Source organism: Streptomyces sp. NPDC057271 (genome assembly GCF_042668715.1).
Lineage (GTDB): Bacteria > Actinomycetota > Actinomycetes > Streptomycetales > Streptomycetaceae > Streptomyces.
Genome location: NZ_JBHUYJ010000051.1, coordinates 35,249 through 55,425 on the forward strand (window position 1 = coordinate 35,249; position 20,177 = coordinate 55,425).

13 protein-coding genes, 1 tRNA gene and 1 rRNA gene are annotated in these 20,177 nt (G+C 70.0%); 2 read left to right on the forward strand and 13 right to left on the reverse strand.

Going from position 1 to position 20,177, the window contains the following annotated elements; genetic code table 11:
• Positions 1 to 7: 7 nt before the first annotated feature.
• On the forward strand, positions 8 to 772 hold the full coding sequence (locus ACFUJR_RS23020) for an SDR family NAD(P)-dependent oxidoreductase (protein WP_383167279.1): 765 nt from the start codon (positions 8 to 10) through the stop codon (positions 770 to 772).
• Here ACFUJR_RS23020 and ACFUJR_RS23025 read toward each other — a convergent pair.
• The 10 genes from ACFUJR_RS23025 to ACFUJR_RS23070 all read right to left on the reverse strand — a co-directional run bounded on the left by ACFUJR_RS23025 (position 720) and on the right by ACFUJR_RS23070 (position 15,639).
• Positions 720 to 1,064, reverse strand: coding sequence for a hypothetical protein (locus ACFUJR_RS23025; RefSeq protein ID WP_383167282.1), 345 nt, complete (start codon positions 1,062 to 1,064; stop codon positions 720 to 722). The two genes, ACFUJR_RS23020 and ACFUJR_RS23025, sit on opposite strands and share 53 nt — an antisense overlap.
• Before the next feature lie 160 nt (positions 1,065 to 1,224).
• Entirely contained in the window at positions 1,225 to 1,695 is a 471-nt protein-coding gene (locus ACFUJR_RS23030) for a Dps family protein (protein ID WP_383167285.1), read from the reverse strand.
• Positions 1,696 to 1,860: 165 nt separating this feature from the next.
• A complete protein-coding gene (locus ACFUJR_RS23035; RefSeq protein ID WP_019889909.1) occupies positions 1,861 to 2,244 on the reverse strand; it encodes a helix-turn-helix domain-containing protein in 384 nt (127 codons plus the stop codon).
• A gap of 109 nt (positions 2,245 to 2,353) precedes the next feature.
• Positions 2,354 to 2,863 (reverse strand): CinA family protein, encoded by a 510-nt coding sequence (locus ACFUJR_RS23040; RefSeq protein ID WP_383167289.1) that lies wholly within the window; start codon positions 2,861 to 2,863, stop codon positions 2,354 to 2,356.
• A complete protein-coding gene (gene pgsA, locus ACFUJR_RS23045) occupies positions 2,860 to 3,657 on the reverse strand; it encodes a CDP-diacylglycerol--glycerol-3-phosphate 3-phosphatidyltransferase (protein WP_383167292.1) in 798 nt (265 codons plus the stop codon). Before pgsA ends, ACFUJR_RS23040 begins: the two co-directional genes overlap by 4 nt.
• Positions 3,654 to 5,150 (reverse strand): 30S ribosomal protein S12 methylthiotransferase RimO, encoded by a 1,497-nt coding sequence (gene rimO / locus ACFUJR_RS23050; RefSeq protein ID WP_383167296.1) that lies wholly within the window; start codon positions 5,148 to 5,150, stop codon positions 3,654 to 3,656. Before rimO ends, pgsA begins: the two co-directional genes overlap by 4 nt.
• 73 nt (positions 5,151 to 5,223) lie before the next feature.
• Positions 5,224 to 6,054 carry a helix-turn-helix domain-containing protein gene (locus tag ACFUJR_RS23055; protein WP_383167298.1) on the reverse strand — a complete coding sequence of 277 codons (831 nt, stop codon included), beginning with the start codon at positions 6,052 to 6,054 and terminating at the stop codon, positions 5,224 to 5,226.
• A 262-nt stretch (positions 6,055 to 6,316) separates the two neighbouring features.
• Positions 6,317 to 9,109, reverse strand: coding sequence for a DNA translocase FtsK (locus ACFUJR_RS23060; RefSeq protein ID WP_383167301.1), 2,793 nt, complete (start codon positions 9,107 to 9,109; stop codon positions 6,317 to 6,319).
• Positions 9,110 to 9,236: 127 nt separating this feature from the next.
• Positions 9,237 to 9,908: a two-component system response regulator gene (locus tag ACFUJR_RS23065; protein WP_383167303.1), complete on the reverse strand. Its 672-nt coding sequence runs from the start codon at positions 9,906 to 9,908 to the stop codon at positions 9,237 to 9,239.
• Positions 9,909 to 10,149: 241 nt separating this feature from the next.
• A complete protein-coding gene (locus ACFUJR_RS23070; RefSeq protein ID WP_383167305.1) occupies positions 10,150 to 15,639 on the reverse strand; it encodes a HAMP domain-containing protein in 5,490 nt (1,829 codons plus the stop codon).
• Positions 15,640 to 15,906: 267 nt separating this feature from the next.
• On the opposite strand from ACFUJR_RS23070, the gene ACFUJR_RS23075 reads away from it, so the two are divergent.
• Positions 15,907 to 18,558, forward strand: a complete 2,652-nt coding sequence (locus ACFUJR_RS23075) for a SpoIIE family protein phosphatase (protein ID WP_383167308.1) — start codon at positions 15,907 to 15,909, stop codon at positions 18,556 to 18,558.
• A gap of 34 nt (positions 18,559 to 18,592) precedes the next feature.
• On the opposite strand, the gene ACFUJR_RS23080 is transcribed toward ACFUJR_RS23075, so the two are convergent.
• The 3 genes from ACFUJR_RS23080 to rrf all read right to left on the reverse strand — a co-directional run.
• A complete protein-coding gene (locus ACFUJR_RS23080) occupies positions 18,593 to 19,834 on the reverse strand; it encodes a hypothetical protein (protein ID WP_383167311.1) in 1,242 nt (413 codons plus the stop codon).
• A gap of 168 nt (positions 19,835 to 20,002) precedes the next feature.
• Positions 20,003 to 20,078 (reverse strand) — tRNA-Thr (locus ACFUJR_RS23085).
• 4 nt (positions 20,079 to 20,082) lie between these two features.
• Positions 20,083 to 20,177: ribosomal RNA gene (gene rrf, locus ACFUJR_RS23090) — 5S ribosomal RNA — on the reverse strand; the annotation flags it as partial.

Consider the following 20,177-nt stretch of genomic DNA (forward strand, 5'->3'; position numbering starts at 1 on the left):
TCCCGTCATGGCCCTCACCGCGTACGACCTCACCGGCCGCACCGCCTTCGTCACCGGCGCCGCGAGCGGAATCGGTCGCGCGACCGCCGTCCTCCTCGCCCGGGCAGGCGCCACCGTCCACTGCGCGGACCGCGACGAACTCGGCCTCCGTGAGACCGCGAAACTCGTCACCGAGCAGGGCGGCACCGCGCACACCCACGTCCTCGACGTCACCGACCGCGCCGCCCTCGCCACCGCCGTCGCGAGCGCCGGCACGCTCCACACCATGGCCGCCGTCGCCGGGATGATGCATACGAGCATGGTCCTGGAGACCCGCGACGAGGACCTGGACCGCCTCTTCGCGGTCAACTTCAAGGGTGTGCTCCACGCCTGCCAGGAGGCGGCGCGTTCGATGATCGCGACCGGGACCCGCGGCTCCATCGTCACCATGGCCTCGGGCGCCATGGACACCGCGAGCCCGGGGCTGCTCTGCTACAGCGTCACCAAGGCCGCCGTCGTCCAGCTGACCAAGACGCTGGCCACCGAGGTCGGACGGCACGGCATCCGCGTCAACGCGGTCGCCCCCGGATGGGTCCGTACCCCCATGACCGACCGGCACGAGCCGGCCGCTCAGGAGCAGGCGGAGGCGGCCATGGCCCGCCACTCCCCCTTGGGCAGGGTGGGCGAACCGGAGGACATCGCGCACGCGGTCCTCCACCTCGCGTCCGACGCCGCCTCCTTCACAACGGGTCAGATCCTCCGCCCCAACGGCGGCGTCGCGATGCCGTGGTGACCTGTGCACCCCCTGTGTCCTCCGCGGCCCGTCCGGCGTCCCCCCGAACACCGTGCGGACCGCTGACCACCGCCCGTCCGGCGCTCACCCGTCCACCCGCGGCGGCGGACGCCGTCACGTGCACCGGCAGCAGACTCAGCCCCCAGCCGCCGGCCGCGACCGCCCCTTCCACCAGCCCCGCCTGATCGGGAACCAGCACCAGTCGCAGCACCGCCCACCACCACAGCCCGCCGGCCACCAGCCCGCCCGCCACCCACGCGAGCATCACCAGCGGAACCCGTCGCCGTACCATGGCCGCCTCCTGCGGTCGACGCTAGACCGGCGGTATCACCCGGCGGGAGGGCGCACCGGAGGCAGACCCGGCGCACGAAGCGCACAACACGGGCGCCACAGGCCCGCTCAGCACTGAACCAGGCGCCACAGGCCCGCTCAGCACTGAACCGGGCGCCACGCTAGGCGCTCTCGGCCTGGAACATCCACGCGTGCTTCTCGAGGTCGGCGGTGAGCCCGATAAGGATGTCCTGGGTCACCGGATCCGGCTCGTCCGTGGCTTCGATCCGCTCGCGCATGCGGGCGATCACCGCGACCAGGGCGTCGACCAGGATCTTCACGGCCTCGGTGTCCTTGATCCAGCCGGTCGGGACGTCGCCGATGGCGCTTCCGGAGGCCACCGAGGCGGCCCTGCCGTCCGGGTTGACACCGACCGCGGACGCACGTTCGGCCACCACGTCAGAGTGCTGACGTGCGGTGACGACGACTTCGTCGAGCTGCAGATGGACCGAGCGGAAGCGCGGTCCGACCACGTTCCAGTGAACCTGCTTGGCGACGAGACTGAGATCGACCAGATCGACCAGCGCCCCCTGAAGGGCATCGCCGACCGTCTTCCGGTCGGCCTCGGACAGCGAACTCTTCACGACGGACATGCGCGTTCTCCCACCAGTCGTACGGTTTCCTCACCATGGCACGCCTGACCGAAATCGGGCATCTCAAACTCGCCCGTACGAACTCCGCCAAACCCCTCAGACAGCACTAAAGCCCCGGTGGATGCCCCGTACGGGACACCCTCCGGGGCCTTAGCCCACTTGGCGTCAGGCAGCGACGACGTCCACCGCTTCCGCGGGCGCCTTGATGGTCACCCGCTCGGTGGGCACACCTGCCACCGACGTCACCGACACCGAATTGAGCATCGGGCGTACCGGCGCAGGCACCGGTTCGCTCGCCGCTGCCGACTCGGCCAGTTCGGCCAACGACAGCTCGTCGCTCACTTCACGCATGAGCTCGGACATCCGTACGTCCAGCGCGTCGCAGATCGCGGAGAGCAGCTCGGAGGAAGCCTCCTTCTGCCCCCGCTCCACCTCGGAGAGATAGCCGAGCGAAACTCGGGCGGACGAGGAGACTTCGCGCAGAGTACGGCCCTGGCGCTGGCGCTGCCGACGCAGCACGTCACCCAACAGGCGACGGAGCAGAATCATCGGTGGCTCCCTCCTCGGACCGCGTAGCCGCATCCTTCACGCCCCACCGTACCGCCTCGCGCTGCGGCCGTGCGGGGAGCGATGTCGTGTTCACTCAGGGCTGCAAACATCAATTCCCCCCGTTCTGTTCCGTATCCTGTGCCCGCCCATTTCCCGAGAGTTCGTCGCCGAGCAGCTCCAGCACGCTCCGTACGCTCTCTCTACGGATTTCCGCACGATCGCCGTTCAACCGCAATGCGGCGACTTTCCCGGCCCCGACCGGCCCCGCCACGGCCACGTAGACGGTGCCGACGGGCTGTCCGTCCTGCGACTCGGGCCCGGCCACGCCGGTCGTCGCGACGCCCCAGTCGGCGCCGAGCCGGAGGCGGGCACCCACCGCCATCTGCAGCGCGACCTCGGGATCGACCGCCCCGCGCTCCGCCAGGAGGATCTCGTCGACCTGCAGGAGGTCCCGCTTGAGGGCCGTGGCGTACGCCGTGACGGACCCGCGGAACGATACCGATGCTCCTGGCACGGAAGTGAGCTCCGCGGCCACCAGACCGCCCGTGAGGGACTCCGCGGCGGCGAGGGTCTGACCACGCTCCGCAAGCAGTTCCAGCACCCGGGCGGCGGTGTTCATCGCGCCGGCCCCGCTGCCGGCCCCTTCGCGGACGCGTCAGAGGCCTCGGGTACACCGGACGCCTCGCCCGGTACACCGGACGCCTCGTCCACGGGCGCCCCCGCGGGCCCCGGCATCGAGCCGGGGGCACCCACCTCCGGAGCCCCCGCGGCACGCTCCTCCGCCAGTCCGCGGCGCCGGAGGACGATGGCCTGTCGCACATAATCCAGACCGGTGACGACCGTCAGCACGACGGCCACCGCCATCACCCAGAAGCGCAGCGTGGCAAGTGGACCGGTCAGCACCAGCACGTACATGCCGACCGCCGTGCCCTGCGCCAATGTCTTCATCTTGCCGCCGCGGCTGGCCGGAATCACCCCGTGGCGGATCACCCAGAACCGCATCAGCGTGATCCCGAGCTCTCGCGAGAGGATCACGACCGTCACCCACCAGGGCAGGTCGCCCAGCGACGACAGACAGATCAGTCCGGCCGCCATGATCGCCTTGTCGGCGATCGGGTCGGCGATCTTCCCGAAGTCCGTGACCAGGTTGTACGTCCGCGCCAGATGGCCGTCGAAGATGTCCGTGATCATGGCGACGGCGAACGCCGCCCAGGCCCAGGCACGCCAGACCGGGTCGTGCCCGCCGTCCTGGAGGAGGAGCAGCACGAAGCCCGGCACCAGCACCAGGCGGATCATGGTGAGGATGTTGGCGATGTTCCACAGGCTGGCCTGGTTGACGGCCGCCGAGCCCAGCTTGCCGCCGGGCGCGGGCCTACCGGTCCCGCCCGTCGCGGATGCCGGGGCTCCCGTCATCTGCCCGCCTCCTCGAAAAGACACTCGGCCACCAGGTCGACGCCTTCCGTTCCCACGACCTTCGCCACGACCATACGGCCGGGAGCGAGGTCCCGGCGCACGGCGGAGTCCGCGGTGAGGACGACCTGGCCGTCCGTCTCGGGCGCCTGGTGGGCCGCGCGGCCGACGACGCCGTCCTCCTCGTCGATCGATTCGACCAGTACTTCCAGGGTCTCTCCGATCCGCTCCTCCGCACGCTGGGCGGTGAGGTCCTCGGCGAGCCGGGAGAGGTGGGCGAGCCTCTCGTCCACGACGTCCTGGTCCAGCTTCTGCTCGTACGTGGCGGCTTCGGTGCCGTCCTCGTCGGAGTAGCCGAAGACGCCGATGGCGTCCAGCCGCGCGTGCGTGATGAAGCGTTCCAGCTCCGCGAAGTCCGCCTCGGTCTCGCCGGGGAAGCCGACGATGAAGTTGGACCGGGCACCGGCCAGCGGGGCCTTGCCGCGGATCGTCTCCAGGAGCTCCAGGAAGCGGTCGGTGTCGCCGAAGCGGCGCATGGCGCGCAGGACGGCCGGCGCGCTGTGCTGGAAGGACAGGTCGAAGTACGGGACGACCTTCTCGGTCGAGGTGAGCACGTCGATCAGGCCGGGCCGCATCTCGGCGGGCTGGAGGTAGCTGACGCGGACCCGCTCGATGCCGTCGACGGCCGCGAGGTCGGGCAGCAGGCTCTCCAGGAGTCGGATGTCGCCGAGGTCCTTGCCGTACGAGGTGTTGTTCTCGGAGACCAGCATGATCTCCTTCACACCCTGCTCGGCGAGCCACCGCGTCTCGTTGAGGACGTCGGAAGGACGACGCGAGACGAAGGAGCCGCGGAAGGACGGGATGGCGCAGAAGGAGCAGCGGCGGTCGCAGCCGGAGGCGAGCTTCACCGAGGCGACCGGGCTGGTGTCCAGGCGTCGCCGGAGCGGGGCGCGCGGCCCGGAGGCCGGGGCGAGGCCCTCGGGGAGGTCGGCCGGTACGTTCTCCGGCGGCTCGACGGCGACGGCTCCGTGGCCGGGGAGGGCAACCTCGGCGGCGGCCTGCTGGCGCTCCACCGGGGAGAGCGGGAGCAGCTTGCGGCGGTCGCGCGGGGTGTGGGCCTCGACACTGCCACCGCTGAGGATGGTCTGGAGGCGGTTGGAGATGTCGGAGTAGTCGTCGAAGCCGAGCACTCCGTCGGCCTCGGGCAGGGCCTCGGCGAGCTCCTTGCCGTACCGCTCGGCCATGCAGCCGACGGCGACGACGGCCTGGGTCTTGCCGTGATCCTTCAGATCATTGGCTTCGAGGAGGGCGTCGACGGAGTCCTTCTTGGCGGCCTCGACGAATCCACAGGTGTTGACGACGGCGACATCGGCGTCCTCGGCGTTCTCGACGAGCTCCCAGCCGTCCGCTGCCAAGCGGCCTGCGAGCTCCTCCGAGTCCACCTCGTTACGGGCGCAGCCAAGAGTGACAAGGGCGACGGTACGGCGTTCGGGCATGGACTCAAGACTACTTCGTCCCGGCCGTACCCCCGCCGCGCAGGGTTCACCTGCGCGACGGCTGCGCGGAAGGTCACCCGGACTCGGGGGCACCCTTGGTGTAGGAGAGCCGCTCGACGGCACCCGACTCGAACTTCTCCTCGATCTTCTTGCCGTTCACGAAGAGCTCGATCGGGCCGGCGTTGCCGAGGATCAGGTCGACGCGCTCGTCGTCCTGGAAGGTCTTGGACTCGCCCTCGAGGAGGAGCCCGTCGAAGAGGAGCTTGCCGTCGCTGGCCTTGGCGGAGATCCAGCTCTTGTCGTCGATCGCGGTCAGCTTGACCGTGACCTTGTCCTTCGGGACGGCCGCGATGGCACTGGGCGCCGGCTTGGTCCCGATGGTCTTGGTGGGCTGCGCCGTGGGGCTGGTGGTCTTCTTCTCGGGGGCCGGGCCCTCGGCGACGGCGCCCGCGCCGCCCTGGGTGTCGTTTCCGCTGAACATGGTGAAGCCGACGAAACCGACGACGGCGACGATCGCGGCCACCATCGCCGCGGTCCAGTTGGGGCGGCGCGGCTCGGGACGGATGCGTTCCGCCTCGAAGAGCGGCGCCGCGGGGGTCGGCGCGGGCCGGCCGCCGTGCTCGGAGTCGTACTGCTCGATCAGTGGCGCGGGTTCGATCCCGACGGCGCGGGCGAGCGTGCGGATGTGCCCGCGGGCGTAGACATCGCCACCGCAGCGTGAGAAGTCGTCCTCCTCGATCGCGTGCACGATCGGGATGCGGACCCGCGTGGAGGCACTGACCTCGTCGACGGTGAGACCGGCGGCGATTCGGGCCTGCTGGAGTGCACGACCGATCGAATCCCGGTCGTCTGCCGGGAAGTTCCGGTCGTCTTCGGGGGATTCGGGGGAGTTGCCGATGGACACGAGAGCGCCTTTCGAGCGTGTAACCACCTGCTGGACGTTCAGTCTATGGGTGGTACGAAAGGGTGGGGCAACCGGGCGGACGCAGTTTGTACGCCATGAGGCTGGGACATCCTTCTGTCCCTCCCTCCAACTTGACGTACGACCAAGGGAAACGGTTGCCCAAGTTCCCTTACGAGTGAGTCTCGACCCGGTCTCGTTCCGGCGCACGCCGGACCAGGGCCCCGGTCGGCGGACTCCCCGCGCCCGTCACGTGTACCCCCGGTCAGGCGTCGGACTCCCCGCGGATCACGGCCAGCACCCCGTCCAGCTCGTCCGGCTTGACGAGCACGTCCCTCGCCTTGGACCCCTCGCTCGGCCCGACGATGTTCCGCGACTCCATCAGGTCCATCAGCCGGCCGGCCTTGGCGAAGCCGACGCGCAGCTTGCGCTGGAGCATCGAGGTGGAGCCGAACTGGGTGGAGACGACCAGCTCGGCGGCCTGGCACAGCAGGTCGAGGTCGTCACCGATCTCCTCGTCGATCTCCTTCTTCTGCTTGGTGCCGACGGTGACGTCGTCCCGGAAGACCGGGGCCATCTGGTCCTTGCAGTGCTGGACGACGGTCGCGACCTCGGCCTCGGTGACGAAGGCGCCCTGCATACGGACGGGCTTGTTCGCACCCATCGGCAGGAACAGTCCGTCACCCTTTCCGATGAGCTTCTCGGCTCCCGGCTGGTCGAGGATGACCCGGCTGTCGGCCAGCGACGAGGTCGCGAAGGCGAGCCGCGAGGGCACGTTCGCCTTGATCAGACCGGTGACGACGTCCACCGACGGACGCTGGGTGGCGAGCACCAGATGGATGCCGGCGGCGCGCGCCAACTGGGTGATACGGACGATGGCGTCCTCGACGTCCCGCGGGGCGACCATCATCAGGTCGGCCAGCTCGTCCACGATCACCAGCAGGTACGGGTAGGTCTTCAGCTCGCGCTCGCTGCCCTCGGGCAGCTTGACCTTGCCGTTGCGGATGGCCTCGTTGAAGTCGTCGATGTGCCGGAAGCCGAAGGCCGCCAGGTCGTCGTAGCGCAGGTCCATCTCGCGCACCACCCACTGCAGTGCCTCGGCGGCCCGCTTGGGGTTGGTGATGATCGGCGTGATCAGGTGCGGGATGCCCTCGTACGCGGTGAGCTCGACCCGCTTGGGGTCGACCAGCACCATCCGGACGTCCTCGGGAGTCGCCCTTATCATCACGGAGGTGATCAGGCAGTTGATGCACGAGGACTTCCCGGAGCCCGTGGCGCCGGCGACCAGGATGTGCGGCATCTTCGCCAGGTTGGCCATCACGTAGCCGCCCTCGACGTCCTTGCCGAGCGCCACCAGCATCGGATGATCGTCGCCCGCCGCGTCCGCGAGCCGCAGCACGTCACCGAGGTTGACCATCTCCCGGTCCGAGTTCGGGATCTCGATACCGACCGCCGACTTCCCCGGGATCGGCGAGATGATCCGCACGTCCGGGGAGGCCACGGCGTACGCGATGTTCTTCGTCAGGGCCGTGATCTTCTCGACCTTCACGGCCGGGCCGAGCTCGACCTCGTACCGCGTGACCGTCGGCCCCCGCGTGAAGCCGGTGACGGCCGCGTCGACCTTGAACTCGGTGAAGACGTTGGAGAGCGCGTCCACGACCGCGTCGTTCGCCGCGCTGCGGGTCTTGCCCGGACCGCCGCGCTCCAGCAGGTCCATGGAGGGCAGCGCGTACGTGATGTCCCCAGAGAGCTGGAGCTGCTCCGCGCGGGGCGGCAGCTCGCTGTGCTCGGGCGCGGGCTTGGTGAGATCCGGTACGCCCCCGGGGAGGCGGCCGGCCTTCGCGCCGCGGGCGGACGGCACCGGCGCGGAGTCCGAGGCACCGGCGGCCTCGGCGGCCTGGGCCGCGGCCGCCGTGGCGGCGACGGCGGCGGCACGCTCGGCGGTGACGTCCCGGGTCAGACCCGCGACCAGCGGGGAGGGGGGCATGCCGTTGAGCACAGCACCGTCGAGCGCGGCCGCGGCCGCCGCGGCGACGTCCACGGCGTCCATGGGCCGGTCGAAGGCGGGCTGGGCCGAGGGGCGGCGCGGGCGCCTGCGCCGGGTGAGCGCCTCCTCCTCCGCCTGGTCGACGTCGTACACCCGGTCCGGTCCCGGGGTGGTGCGCCGGGCGCGCGCCGCGGGCTGCGGCCCGGCCTCGCGCCAGTCCTCGTCGTACGCCTCCCCCTCGGCCTCGGGGTCGTACGCCGGCTCGACCAGACCGAGCCTGGCACCGAGCTGGCGCAGCCGCTGCGGGATGGCGTTGACGGGTGTGGCGGTGACGACGAGCAGACCGAAGATCGTGAGCAGCACCAGGAGCGGTACGGCGAGGACCTCACCCATCATGAAGATCAGCGGCTTGGACGCGGCCCAGCCGATGAGGCCGCCGGCGTCCTGCATGGCCTTGGTCCCCTCACCGCGCCCCGGGGAGCCGCAGGCGATGTGGACCTGTCCGAGCACTCCGATGACCAGGGCGGAGAGACCGATGACGATGCGGCCGTTGGCCTCCGGCTTCTCCGGGTAGAGGATCAGCCGGACGCCCATGGCACCGACCAGCAGCGGTACGAGCAGGTCGAGCCGGCCGAACGCTCCGGTGACCAGCATCTCGACGAGGTCGCCGACGGGGCCGCGCAGATTGGACCAGGTCCCGGCGGCGACGATCAGCGCGACGCCGAGCAGCAGCAGCGCCAGGCCGTCCTTGCGGTGGGCGGGGTCGAGGCCCTTGGCTCCGCGCCCTATGCCCCGGAACATCGCGCCCACGCCGTGAGCGAGGCCGAGCCAGAGCCCGCGCGCCAGCCGGTACACGCCTCCGGTCGGAGACGGCGCGGGCTTGGGCGCCGCCTTCTTCGCGGGTGCGCGCTTCGCGGGCGCGGCTCTCTTCGCCGCGGTCTTCTTCGCGGGGGGCTTGGCGGGCGACTTCGCGGGGGCCGCCTTCTTCGCGGCACCGCTCGTACGGCCGGCGCGCGGCTTCGCGGTGCCCGCCGTGCCCTGGGAACCCTTGCCGGACGTACGTGAGGCCATGGTGCTGAGGTTACCGGTGTGAGCCGTGTCGGACACGTGCCCGTCCGGGCTCACCCGTTCGTGTCGAACGTACAGGGGCACGAAACTGACGCCCGCTCACTGCGGGCGGTCGCGGCTTGACGGCGCGTCAGCTCTGCGAGGGGAGAACGGACGGGCCGCCCGCACCGGGCTCCAAGGCGTCCAGGGCCCGCCGCAGCCCGGTGAGCTTGCGCTCCAGGTGCGCGGCCGTGGCGACCGCGGCGGCGTCGGCCGAGTCGTCGTCGAGCTGCTTGGACAGCGCCTCCGCCTGCTCCTCGACCGCCGCGAGACGGGCGGAGAGCTCGGCGAGCAGTCCGGCGGACTCCTTGGCATGGCCTCCGTGGCCGCCCTCCAGCTGGAGCCGGAGGAGCGCTGCCTGCTCACGGAGCTGGCAGTTCTTCATGTACAGCTCGACGAAGACCGAGACCTTGGCGCGGAGCACCCACGGGTCGAACGGCTTGGAGATGTAGTCGACCGCTCCCGCCGCGTACCCCCGGAAGGTGTGGTGCGGACCGTGGTTGATCGCGGTCAGGAAGATGATCGGGATGTCACGGGTCCGCTCCCGCCGCTTGATGTGCGCGGCGGTCTCGAATCCGTCCATTCCCGGCATCTGGACATCCAGCAGAATGACCGCGAAGTCATCGGTCAGCAGCGCCTTGAGCGCTTCCTCCCCGGACGATGCCCGTACCAGCGTCTGATCGAGCGCGGAGAGAATGGCCTCCAGCGCCAGCAGATTCTCCGGCCGGTCATCGACCAGGAGGATCTTGGCCTTCTGCACCATGCCCCGTCCTCCTCGCCCCGGCATCGGCTCTCCCCGACTCGCCGAGCCGGGGGAAGCACCGGGCGCCGCCCCAGAAGACGACTCCCATGCGCCGTCCGTCCTTGTGCCGGTCATGGTAGCCGCACCCCGCCTGTCGCCACACCCTGTCACCACGATGTCACTGTGCACATAGCAGAAACGTGGCGAGAGACCAGAAGGTTCCCCGGATCCGGCCTTCTCACACGCCCGCGGCGACAGTCCGTCAACAACCCCCCGTTCCGTTTCCGCGCATCCACTCCTCCATCACGGAGAGCAGGTGATCGGGGTCGACCGGCTTGGTGACGTAGTCGGAGGCACCCGACTCGATCGCCTTCTCCCGGTCGCCCTTCATCGCCTTGGCGGTGAGCGCGATGATCGGCAGTCCGGCGAACTGCGGCATCCGGCGGATCGCCGTCGTCGTCGCGTATCCGTCCATCTCCGGCATCATGATGTCCATCAGAACGACCGTCACATCGTCGTGCTGCTCCAGCACCTCGATGCCCTCACGGCCGTTCTCGGCGTACAGCACCGCGAGGCCGTGCTGCTCCAGGACGCTGGTGAGCGCGAAGACGTTACGGATGTCGTCGTCCACGATCAGCACCTTCTCGCCGCCGAAGGTGAACGTGCGGCGCGGCTCAACCTCCACATGGTCGTCCTCGGCCGCCTGCTCGCCCTGTGCGCCCCGTCCGGGCTGCCCAGGCAGCGCCGGCCGCTCCTCGACCCCGGCCTGCGCCACCTTGCGACGGTGCCGGAACAGCGCTCCGGCACCGGAGCGCCGGTCGGCCGCCATGGGCATGGGAGCGAAGCCCGCCCCGGACTCGTCGACCGAGCCGTCGTCAAGGCCCGGGTCCATGGGGTCCGGCTCCCCCGCCCCGTAGCCGTGCGACGTCGGCTCGACGGGGCTCAGCGGCAGGTAGAGCGTGAACGTCGAGCCGCGGCCCGGCTCGCTCGCCGCGTAGATCTCGCCGCCGAGCAGCCGCGCGATCTCCCGGCTGATCGAGAGACCCAGGCCCGTACCGCCGTACTTGCGGCTGGTCGTCCCGTCCGCCTGCTTGAACGCCTCGAAGATCACCCGCATCTTGCCCGCGGCGATCCCGATGCCGGTGTCCGTCACCGAGAAGGCGATCAGTTCGGCCTCCGGGTCGCGCAGCGCACCGGACTCCAGGAGCTGCTCCCGGATCGACTGCGGCACATCCGTCCCTGCGGGCCGGATGACCAGCTCCACCGCGCCCGAGTCGGTGAACTTCACCGCGTTGGAGAGCAGGTTGCGCAGCACCTGGAGCAGGCGCTGCTCGTCGGTGTGGAGCGTGGCGGGCAACTCGGGCGAGACGCGGACCGAGAAGTCGAGCCCCTTCTCCGCCGTCAGCGGCCGGAACGTCGCCTCCACGTAGTCGACGAGCTGGACGAGCGCGATACGGGTGGGCGAGACGTCCATCTTGCCCGCCTCGACCTTGGACAGGTCGAGGATGTCGTTGATCAGCTGGAGCAGGTCGGAGCCTGCGCCGTGGATGGTCTCGGCGAACTCGACCTGCTTGGGCGAGAGGTTGTGGTCCGCGTTGTCGGCGAGCAACTTGGCCAGAATCAGCAGCGAGTTGAGCGGGGTGCGCAGCTCGTGCGACATGTTCGCCAGGAACTCGGACTTGTACCGCATGGAGACGGCGAGCTGTTCGGCCCGCTCCTCCAGGACCTGCCGGGCCTCCTCGATCTCGGTGTTCTTCACCTCGATGTCCCGGTTCTGCCGGGCGAGCAGTTCGGCCTTCTCCTCCAGCTCGGCGTTGGAGCCCTGAAGCTCCTTCTGCCGGTGCTCCAGCTCCGCCGAGCGCTCGCGGAGCTGCTCGGTCAGCTCCTGCGACTGCTTCAGCAGCACCTCGGTCTTGGTGTTGACGCTGATGGTGTTGACGGTGGTCGCGATCAGCTCGGCGAGCTGGTTGAGGAAGTCCCGCTGGATCTGGGTGAACGGCTGGAAGGAGGCCAGCTCGATCACGCCGAGCACCTTCCCCTCGAAGAGGACGGGGAGCACGATCACATGCGCCGGGGCGGCCTCGCCGAGCCCGGAGGAGATCTTCAGATAGCCCGGCGGAACATTGACCTGAATCGTGCGCTTCTCCTCGGCCGCCGTCCCGATGAGCGTCTCGCCGGGGCGGAACGAGGTGGGCATGGAGCCGGCGGAGTATCCGTAACTGCCGCGCATCCGCAGCTCGTACGAGCCCTCCCGCTGGCCGCCCAGCTCGGGGCTGACCGTCGACGAGCCGCTCGGCACGGCCACGAAGAAGGCGCCGTGCTGGGCGGAGACCACCGGGGTCAGCTCGCTCATGATGAGCGAGGCGACGTCGTCCAGGTCGCGCCGGCCCTGCATCAGACCGGAGATCCGGGCCAGGTTGCCCTTGAGCCAGTCCTGCTCCTCGTTGGCGAGGGTGGTGTCGCGCAGGTTGGCGATCATGGTGTTGATGTTGTCCTGGAGGGCCTGGATCTCGCCCGCCGCGTCCACGCCGTCGATCTTCAGGTTCAGGTCGCCGCGGGTCACCGCGGTGGCCACGGCCGCGATCGCGCGCACCTGCCGGGTCAGGTTTCCGGCCATCTCGTTCACGGACTCGGTCAGGTCGCGCCAGGTGCCGTCGACGTCTCGGACACGGGCCTGGCCGCCGAGCTGTCCGTCCGTGCCCACCTCGCGGGCCACGCGTGTGACCTCCTCGGCGAAGTTGGACAGCTGGTCGACCATCGTGTTGATGGTGTTCTTCAGCTCCTGGATCTCACCGCGCGCGTCGATGTCGATCTTCTTGGTGAGATCGCCCTTGGCGATGGCGGTGGTGACCGTGGCGATCTGGCGCACCTGACCCGTCAGGTTCGACGCCATCGAGTTCACCGACTCGGTCAGGTCCTTCCAGGTGCCGGAGACACCCGGAACCCGCGCCTGGCCGCCCAGTTCACCTTCCGTGCCCACCTCCCGGGCGACTCGCGTCACCTCGTCCGCGAAGGACGACAGGGTCGTCACCATCGTGTTGACGGTGTCGGCGAGCTCGGCGACCTCGCCACGCGCCTCGACCGTCACCTTCTTCGTCAGATCGCCGTTGGCGACGGCCGCCGAGACCCGGGAGATGTTCCGCACCTGACTCGTCAGGTTGTTGGCCATCAGATTGACGTTGTCGCTGAGGTCCTTCCAGGTTCCGGTGACGCCGCGCACCCTCGCCTGACCGCCGAGGATGCCCTCCGTACCGACCTCGCGGGCGACCCGCGTCACCTCGTCGGCGAAGTTGGACAGCTGGTCGACCATCGTGTTGACGGTCGTCACCAGCTCCAGGATCTCGCCCTTGGCATCGACGGTGATCTTCTTCGACAGGTCGCCCTTGGCGACCGCGGTCGTGACCTCGGCGATGTTGCGCACCTGACTGGTCAGGTTGTTCGCCATGAAGTTCACCGACTGGGTGAGGTCCTTCCAGGTGCCCGAGACCCCCTGCACCTCGGCCTGGCCGCCCAGGATGCCCTCCGTACCCACCTCACGGGCCACCCGCGTCACCTGCTCCGCGAAGCTGGAGAGCTGGTCGACCATCGTGTTGAGGGTGTTCTTCAGCTCCAGGATCTCGCCGCGCGCGTCCACGTCGATCTTCTGCGACAGGTCACCGCGCGCCACCGCCGTGGCGACACCCGCGATGTTGCGGACCTGGGCCGTGAGGTTCCCGGCCATGCCGTTCACCGAATCGGTCAGATCGCGCCACACACCGGCGACGCCGGGCACCTGCGCCTGCCCCCCGAGTCGGCCGTCCGTACCCACCTCACGGGCCACCCGCGTCACCTGCTCCGCGAAGGCGGAGAGCTGGTCGACCATCGTGTTGATGGTGTTCTTCAGCTCAAGGATCTCGCCGCGCGCGTCCACGTCGATCTTCTGCGACAGGTCACCGCGCGCCACCGCCGTCGTCACCTGGGCGATCTGCCGCACCTGGGACGTCAGGTTGCCGGCCATGAAGTTGACGGAGTCGGTGAGCTCCTTCCACGTACCGGAGACGCCGTCGACCCGCGCCTGACCGCCGAGGCGGCCCTCCGTGCCCACGTCACGCGCCATGCGCGTCACCTGGTCGGCGAAGTTCGAGAGCTGGGACACCATCGTGTTGACGGTGTTCTTCAGCTCCAGCATCTCGCCCGCGACATCGACGGTGACCTTCTGCGAGAGGTCACCGTTGGCCACCGCCGTCGTCACCTGCGCGATGTCCCGCACCTGACCCGTCAGGTTCCGGAACGCCGTGTTCACCGAATCGGTGAGGTCCTTCCACGTGCCCGCCGCGCCCGGGACGTGCGCCTGCCCGCCGAGCAGGCCCTCGACACCGACCTCCCGCGCGACGCGGGTCACCTCGGAGCCGAAGGCGGACAGCTGGTCGACCATCGTGTTGACGGTGTTCTTCAGCTCCAGCATCTCGCCGGCCACGTCGACGGTGACCTTCTGCGAGAGATCACCGTTGGCCACCGCCGTCGTCACCTGCGCGATGTCCCGCACCTGCGTGGTGATGTTCCGGAAGACGGTGTTGACGGAGTCGGTCAGGTCCTTCCAGGTACCGGCCGCGCCCGGCACCTGCGCCTGCCCGCCGAGCAGACCCTCCGCGCCGACCTCGCTCGCCACGCGGGTCACCTCGTCGGCGAACGTCCGCAGCGTCTCGGTCATCTGGTTGATCGTGTCCGCGAGCTGCGCGACCTCGCCGCGCGCGCTGACCGTGACCTTCTGCGACAGGTCGCCGTTGGCGACCGCGGTGGTCACCTCGGCGATACCCCTCACCTGATTGGTGAGGTTTCCCGCCATCGTGTTGACGGAGTCGGTGAGGTCCTTCCACACACCGCCGACCCCGGCGACCTCGGCCTGACCTCCCAGCTCGCCCTCGGTGCCCACCTCGCGCGCGACCCGGGTCACCTCGGAGGAGAACGAGGACAGCTGATCCACCATCGTGTTGACGGTGTTCTTCAGCTCCAGCATCTCCCCGGCCACATGGACCGTGACCTTGTTGGACAGGTCACCCCGGGCCACGGCCGTCGTCACGAGAGCAATGTCACGCACCTGAGCCGTCAGCCGGTACGCCATGGTGTTGACCGAATCCGTGAGATCCTTCCACGAACCGGACATACCGCGCACCTGGGCCTGGCCGCCCAGGATGCCCTCCGTACCGACCTCCAGTGCGACACGCGTCACTTCGTCCGTGAACGCGGACAGCTGGTCGACCAGGTTGTTCACCGTACGGGCGACCTTCAGGAACTCCCCGCGCAGCGGACGTCCGTCAGGCCCGTCCGACCGCAGGTCCATCCGCTGACCGAGGTCACCCTCGGCCACCGCCGACAGGACCCGCCCCACCTCGGAAACCGGCCGCGTCATGTCGTCGACCAGCGCGTTCGCATGCTCGATGGCCGCCAGCCAGGCGCCCTCGCTCGGCCCCGCCTCCAGCCGCTCCGACAGCTTGCCCTCGCGCCCCACCATGCGCCGGACCCGCGACAACTCACCGGTCAGATGCATCTGCCGGTCGGCGACCTCGTTGAAGACGGCACAGATCTCCGCCATCACCCCGTCGCCGGACACGGTCAACCGCTTACGGAAGTTCCCGTCCCGCATCGAGACCAGGGCCGCGAGCAGCCGATCCATGGCCGCCGCGTCCACCTGAACCGTCCCACCGCTCCGTGGCCGTCCGCCCTTCGCGCGCGTAGTGCCACCGCCGCGCCGCGCCGCCGTGCCAGACTCCACCGTGTCCCTCCCGAAGGGGTTGACCGTTCCGCCCGGGCTGTCACCACAAGCCTGCCCAGTGTTTCACCGCTGGCGAACCTGGCGATAACAGTTCGGCAGCTTCGCATAGCGTCCCCACCCTCGGGGGACGGAAACAGCGGCGACCGGCATCCGCTCGGACAGCGAAGGTAAGTAACCTGGCATCCGGCTGTCCAACCGCCCCCGTCCGCCCGGCAGGGGCCGGGTGGCGCGAAACGACCACCGGGCAGCGGGAGGGCAGGACCGACCATGGCGGAGCCGGGCGTCGAGACGCGTACGAGGAGTTCTGTGATCACCGCGCGGGCGGCTGCCACCTTCGACCCCGTCGGGCGGTCCGTAGCGACCGCCCGAGCCTTCGTCCGGGACACCCTCCAGGGCTGGGGATACGCCGAGGTCGTCGACGACGCCGTCGTCCTCACCAGCGAACTCGTCACCAACGCCGTCATCCATGCCGGCACGGCGGCCGACGTCCTCTGTCTGCGGAGCGAGGACGGGATCCGTGTCGAGGTCGCCGACCGCTACCCCGAGCGCGAGATCCCCCTCCAGGGCGGCCGCACCGTCGCCCACCCGGACCGCGAGAACGGCCGGGGCCTCCTCCTGTGCGCCGCCCTCGCCACCCGCTGGGGAGTCGAGTACACCCCCACGCTCAAACGTGTCTGGTTCCAACTCGACCTCCCCGAACGCACGATCGGTACCCGCTCCGCCGGACCGGTCCTCCCCGACGCCCTGCTCCCCACCGCCGACAGCCGCGTCCGCGTCGCCGTCGCCCAGATCGACCGCGGCGGCGCCATCACCGCCTGGAACGAGGACGCCGAGGAGCTCTTCGGCTACGCCGCCGAACAGGTCACCGGCAAGCCGCTCGGCGACCTCGCCGCCTGGCCCCACACCCCGGGCATCAGCACCGGCCTCGCCGAGGCCCTGCGTCTCTCCCGCTGGGAGGGCAGCTACGGCATCCGCTGCGCCGACGGCCGCGTCATCCCCGTCTACGCCTCCCACCTGCGCGTCCGCGACACGGCGGGCGAGCCCTCCACGGTCTGTCTGCTGGTACGGGAGTACGAGCGGGCCATCCTCCAGACCCCCCAGCGCCCCGCGGTCTCCGACCCGGGCGCCGAGAACCGGTCCACGGACCCCTTCGAGGTCTTCATCGGCTCCCCGGCCCCCGACGACCTCGACGGCCTCCTCCAGCGGACCGTCGAGCGCGCCCGCGACATGCTCGACGGAGACGCCGCCTTCCTCCTGCTCGCCACCGATGACGAGACCGAACTGGAGGTACGGGCGACCACCGGCCTCCCTTCGGCCCGCCAGCGGTTCGCCCGCGTCCCCGTCGAGACCGGCGCCAGCCGCTACGGCTCCGCCCGGATGCCGGCCGTCCACGAGGACCTGGCCGCCGTCCCCGGCGCCGTCCCCCTCCTGGAAGGCACCGGCATGCGCTCCGTCGTCACCGTGCCGCTCAAGGTGGAGGGCCGGCTCACCGGCTCCCTCGGCGTCGCCGCCGAAAGCCCCAACCGCTACTCAAACGAGGAGGCCCTGCGCCTCCAGTTCGCGGCCGACCGCATCGCGCTCGCCGTCGAGTCGGCCCGCCTCGGCGAGCTCGAACGACTCCGCCGCGGCTCCCTCAGCTTCCTCGTCGAGGCCTCCGACCTGCTGGCCGGCACCCTCGACCGCGACCAGACCCTGGCCCTCATGGCCCAGATGACCGTGCCGACACTCGCCACCTGGTGCGCCGTCTACACGATCGCCGACCAGGCCTCGGACCCGTACCTCTCCTACGTCCTGCACGAGGACGAGGACCGCATCGACGGCCTGAAGGCCCTGCTGTCCTCGATCGCCCCGCCGGACCCGGTGCCCACGCTCGGCGCCCGCGTCTGGTCCGCGCCGGCCGAGGCCGCCCACCGGGCCGCGCTCTCCACCTCCATGCGCGAACTCGGCCACGGCAGCGGCTCGTTGTCCTCCGGCATCGACACCACGCTCGCCACCGCCGCCGCGGTCGGCGGCGAGACGGTGGTCCTGCCGCTGGTCGCCCGCAACCGCGTCATCGGCATGCTGACGCTCGGAAAGCCCTCCGACGACCACTTCCGCCAGGAGATCCTGGAGCTCGCCGAGGATCTCTCACGCCGAGCCGCCCTCGCGCTGGACAACGCCCGCCTCTACTCGGAGCGCATGGCGATCAGCCAGTCCCTCCAGCGCAGCCTGCTGCCGCCCGGCCTTCCCCAGATCCCCGGCGTCGAGGTCGAGGTCATCTACCGGGCCGCCGGCGAGGGCAACGAGGTCGGCGGCGACTTCTACGACCTCTTCCCCATCCGCGACAACGCGTACGGCTTCGCCATCGGCGACGTCTGCGGTACGGGCCCGGAAGCGGCGGCCGTCACGGGTCTCGCCCGACACGCCCTGCGCCTGCTGGCCCGCGAGGGCTTCGGCGGCCCCGCCGTCCTGGAACGCCTGAACGCGGCCATCCTCGACGAGGGCGCCCGCAGCCGCTTCCTGACGCTGCTGTACGGCGAGATGTGGCCCCAGGAGGACGGCTCCGCCATCCTGAAGGTCGTCTGCGCCGGCCACCCGCTGCCGCTGCGCCTGCGCCAGGACGGCACGGTCGTCCCGGCCGCCGACCCCCAGCCGCTCCTCGGCGTCCTCGACGAACTGGAGCTGTACGAACAGACCATCACCCTCGAACCGGGTGACGTCCTCCTCTGTGTCACCGACGGCGTCACCGAACGCCGCGAGGGCACGAGGATGCTCGGCGACGACGGCCTGATCGAGGTCCTCAAGACCTGTACGGGCCTGACGGCCGGCGCGGTCGCCGCCCGCATCCTGCGCGCGGTCGAACGCTTCGCTCAGGAGCCCGCCTCCGACGACATGGCGATCCTGGCGATGCGCCTCCCGGAGCCCATCAACACCGACTGACGAAGACGGCTCCGGCCGGACTCGCGCCGTGCCCTCAGCCCTCCTCGGCGTCCCCGCGCCTGCGGAGCGCCCGTTCGGCGATCCCGCCGGCGAGCCTGTCCTTCACCGAACTGGCCCGGTCGAGGGTCTCGGTGCCAAGACTCCTGGCGGCACCGACACCCTTCGCCCCTGTCTCCAGGGCCTTGTCCCGCACCTCGGCCGCCGCGGCCGCCCATCGCCTCGTCTCCGACGGCCGGCGACCGGACTCGATCCCGAGCCGCCCGTGGAAGTCATGGACGCCGGTCACGACATGGTTGCTCGACTCCACCACGGCCGGGGACCTGCTCGGGTGCAACAGCACCTTCGCGTTGGCCTCTCCGGCAGCCGCGCTCATCCGGTCCACCAGACGCTCGGTGCTCCGCGAGATGAGGTCCATGCGGTTCTGCCGGGCGATCCGAATCCCGAGGCGGTGCCGGTCCAGCTCGTCCGGAGCCGTGTCCAGCACCCGGTCGAGTTCGAGCACGGCGATCGCGTCCTGCAACTGGAAGCAACGGGCCAGGACGGCCAGCCACTCCTGAGCCTTGGACTCGGCCTCCTTGGCCGCCACAGCGAGATCACCGATCCTGGCCTTGCGCTCCATCTTCTCCGCAAACGCGTCGAGTTGGCGCAACGCGTACCCCTGGGTCGCCGCGATCGTCCCCGGTGCGTCCTGCACCTTCGACCACGTGATCTCGGAGACCCGGCCCACCTGTTCCCGGATGGCCATGGCCTCCTCGACGACGAGCTCCACCCCGATCATGTTCGCCAGGGCGGCGTCCTTCTGGGCACGGAGCACATCGTCGACCTTGGCGTCGATCGTGGCCAGATAGTCGGTGATCTCGTCCATGGCCTGTTGCATGGCCAGCTGTGCCATGACCGCCGCGACATTGGCCAGAGCCGCCGGGTTGCCCCGAAGCGGGCCCGCCCCCTTCGCGAACTCGACGAACCCCTTGATCCGGCCTTTGTCGCCCTTCAGCACTCCTGTGCTGAGACCCGTCGTGGAGCTCTCCCTCAGCCCGTACTTGTCGATGCGCCGAGCGGACTCCCTGGTCAGCTTCACCCAGCGACCTGAGCCGACGGCGAGGTCGGAACCCGCCTGCGCGACGCCGGCCGCGTTACCGAAGGCGGATCGGAGCCGTCGCGAACCGGGATCCTTCGACACCAGCCCTTCGGAGACGAGGAAGCGCTCGACCGTCGCTTGATCTCCGATCACCGTCAGACCGTCGCCGTCCCTGATCAGCTGGATCTCGTCATCCATGGTCGGCTCCTTCGCAACTCTGCCCATACGTGGCGTAGTTCGGGGCATGTCGGGACCTGGGCAGAAGTGACGCTACCCTTCTCGGATCCCGAAGCCGACCATGTTCCGTCACTGGGACGGAAACGAAGAAGGCCCCCGCCATGAGGCGGGGGCCTTCTTCTGTTTCACTGGAGCCCTTTAACGGAATCGAACCGTTGACCTTCTCCTTACCATGGAGACGCTCTACCGACTGAGCTAAAAGGGCGGGAGTTCGGCGGCGTCCTACTCTCCCACAGGGTCCCCCCTGCAGTACCATCGGCGCTGAAAGGCTTAGCTTCCGGGTTCGGAATGTAACCGGGCGTTT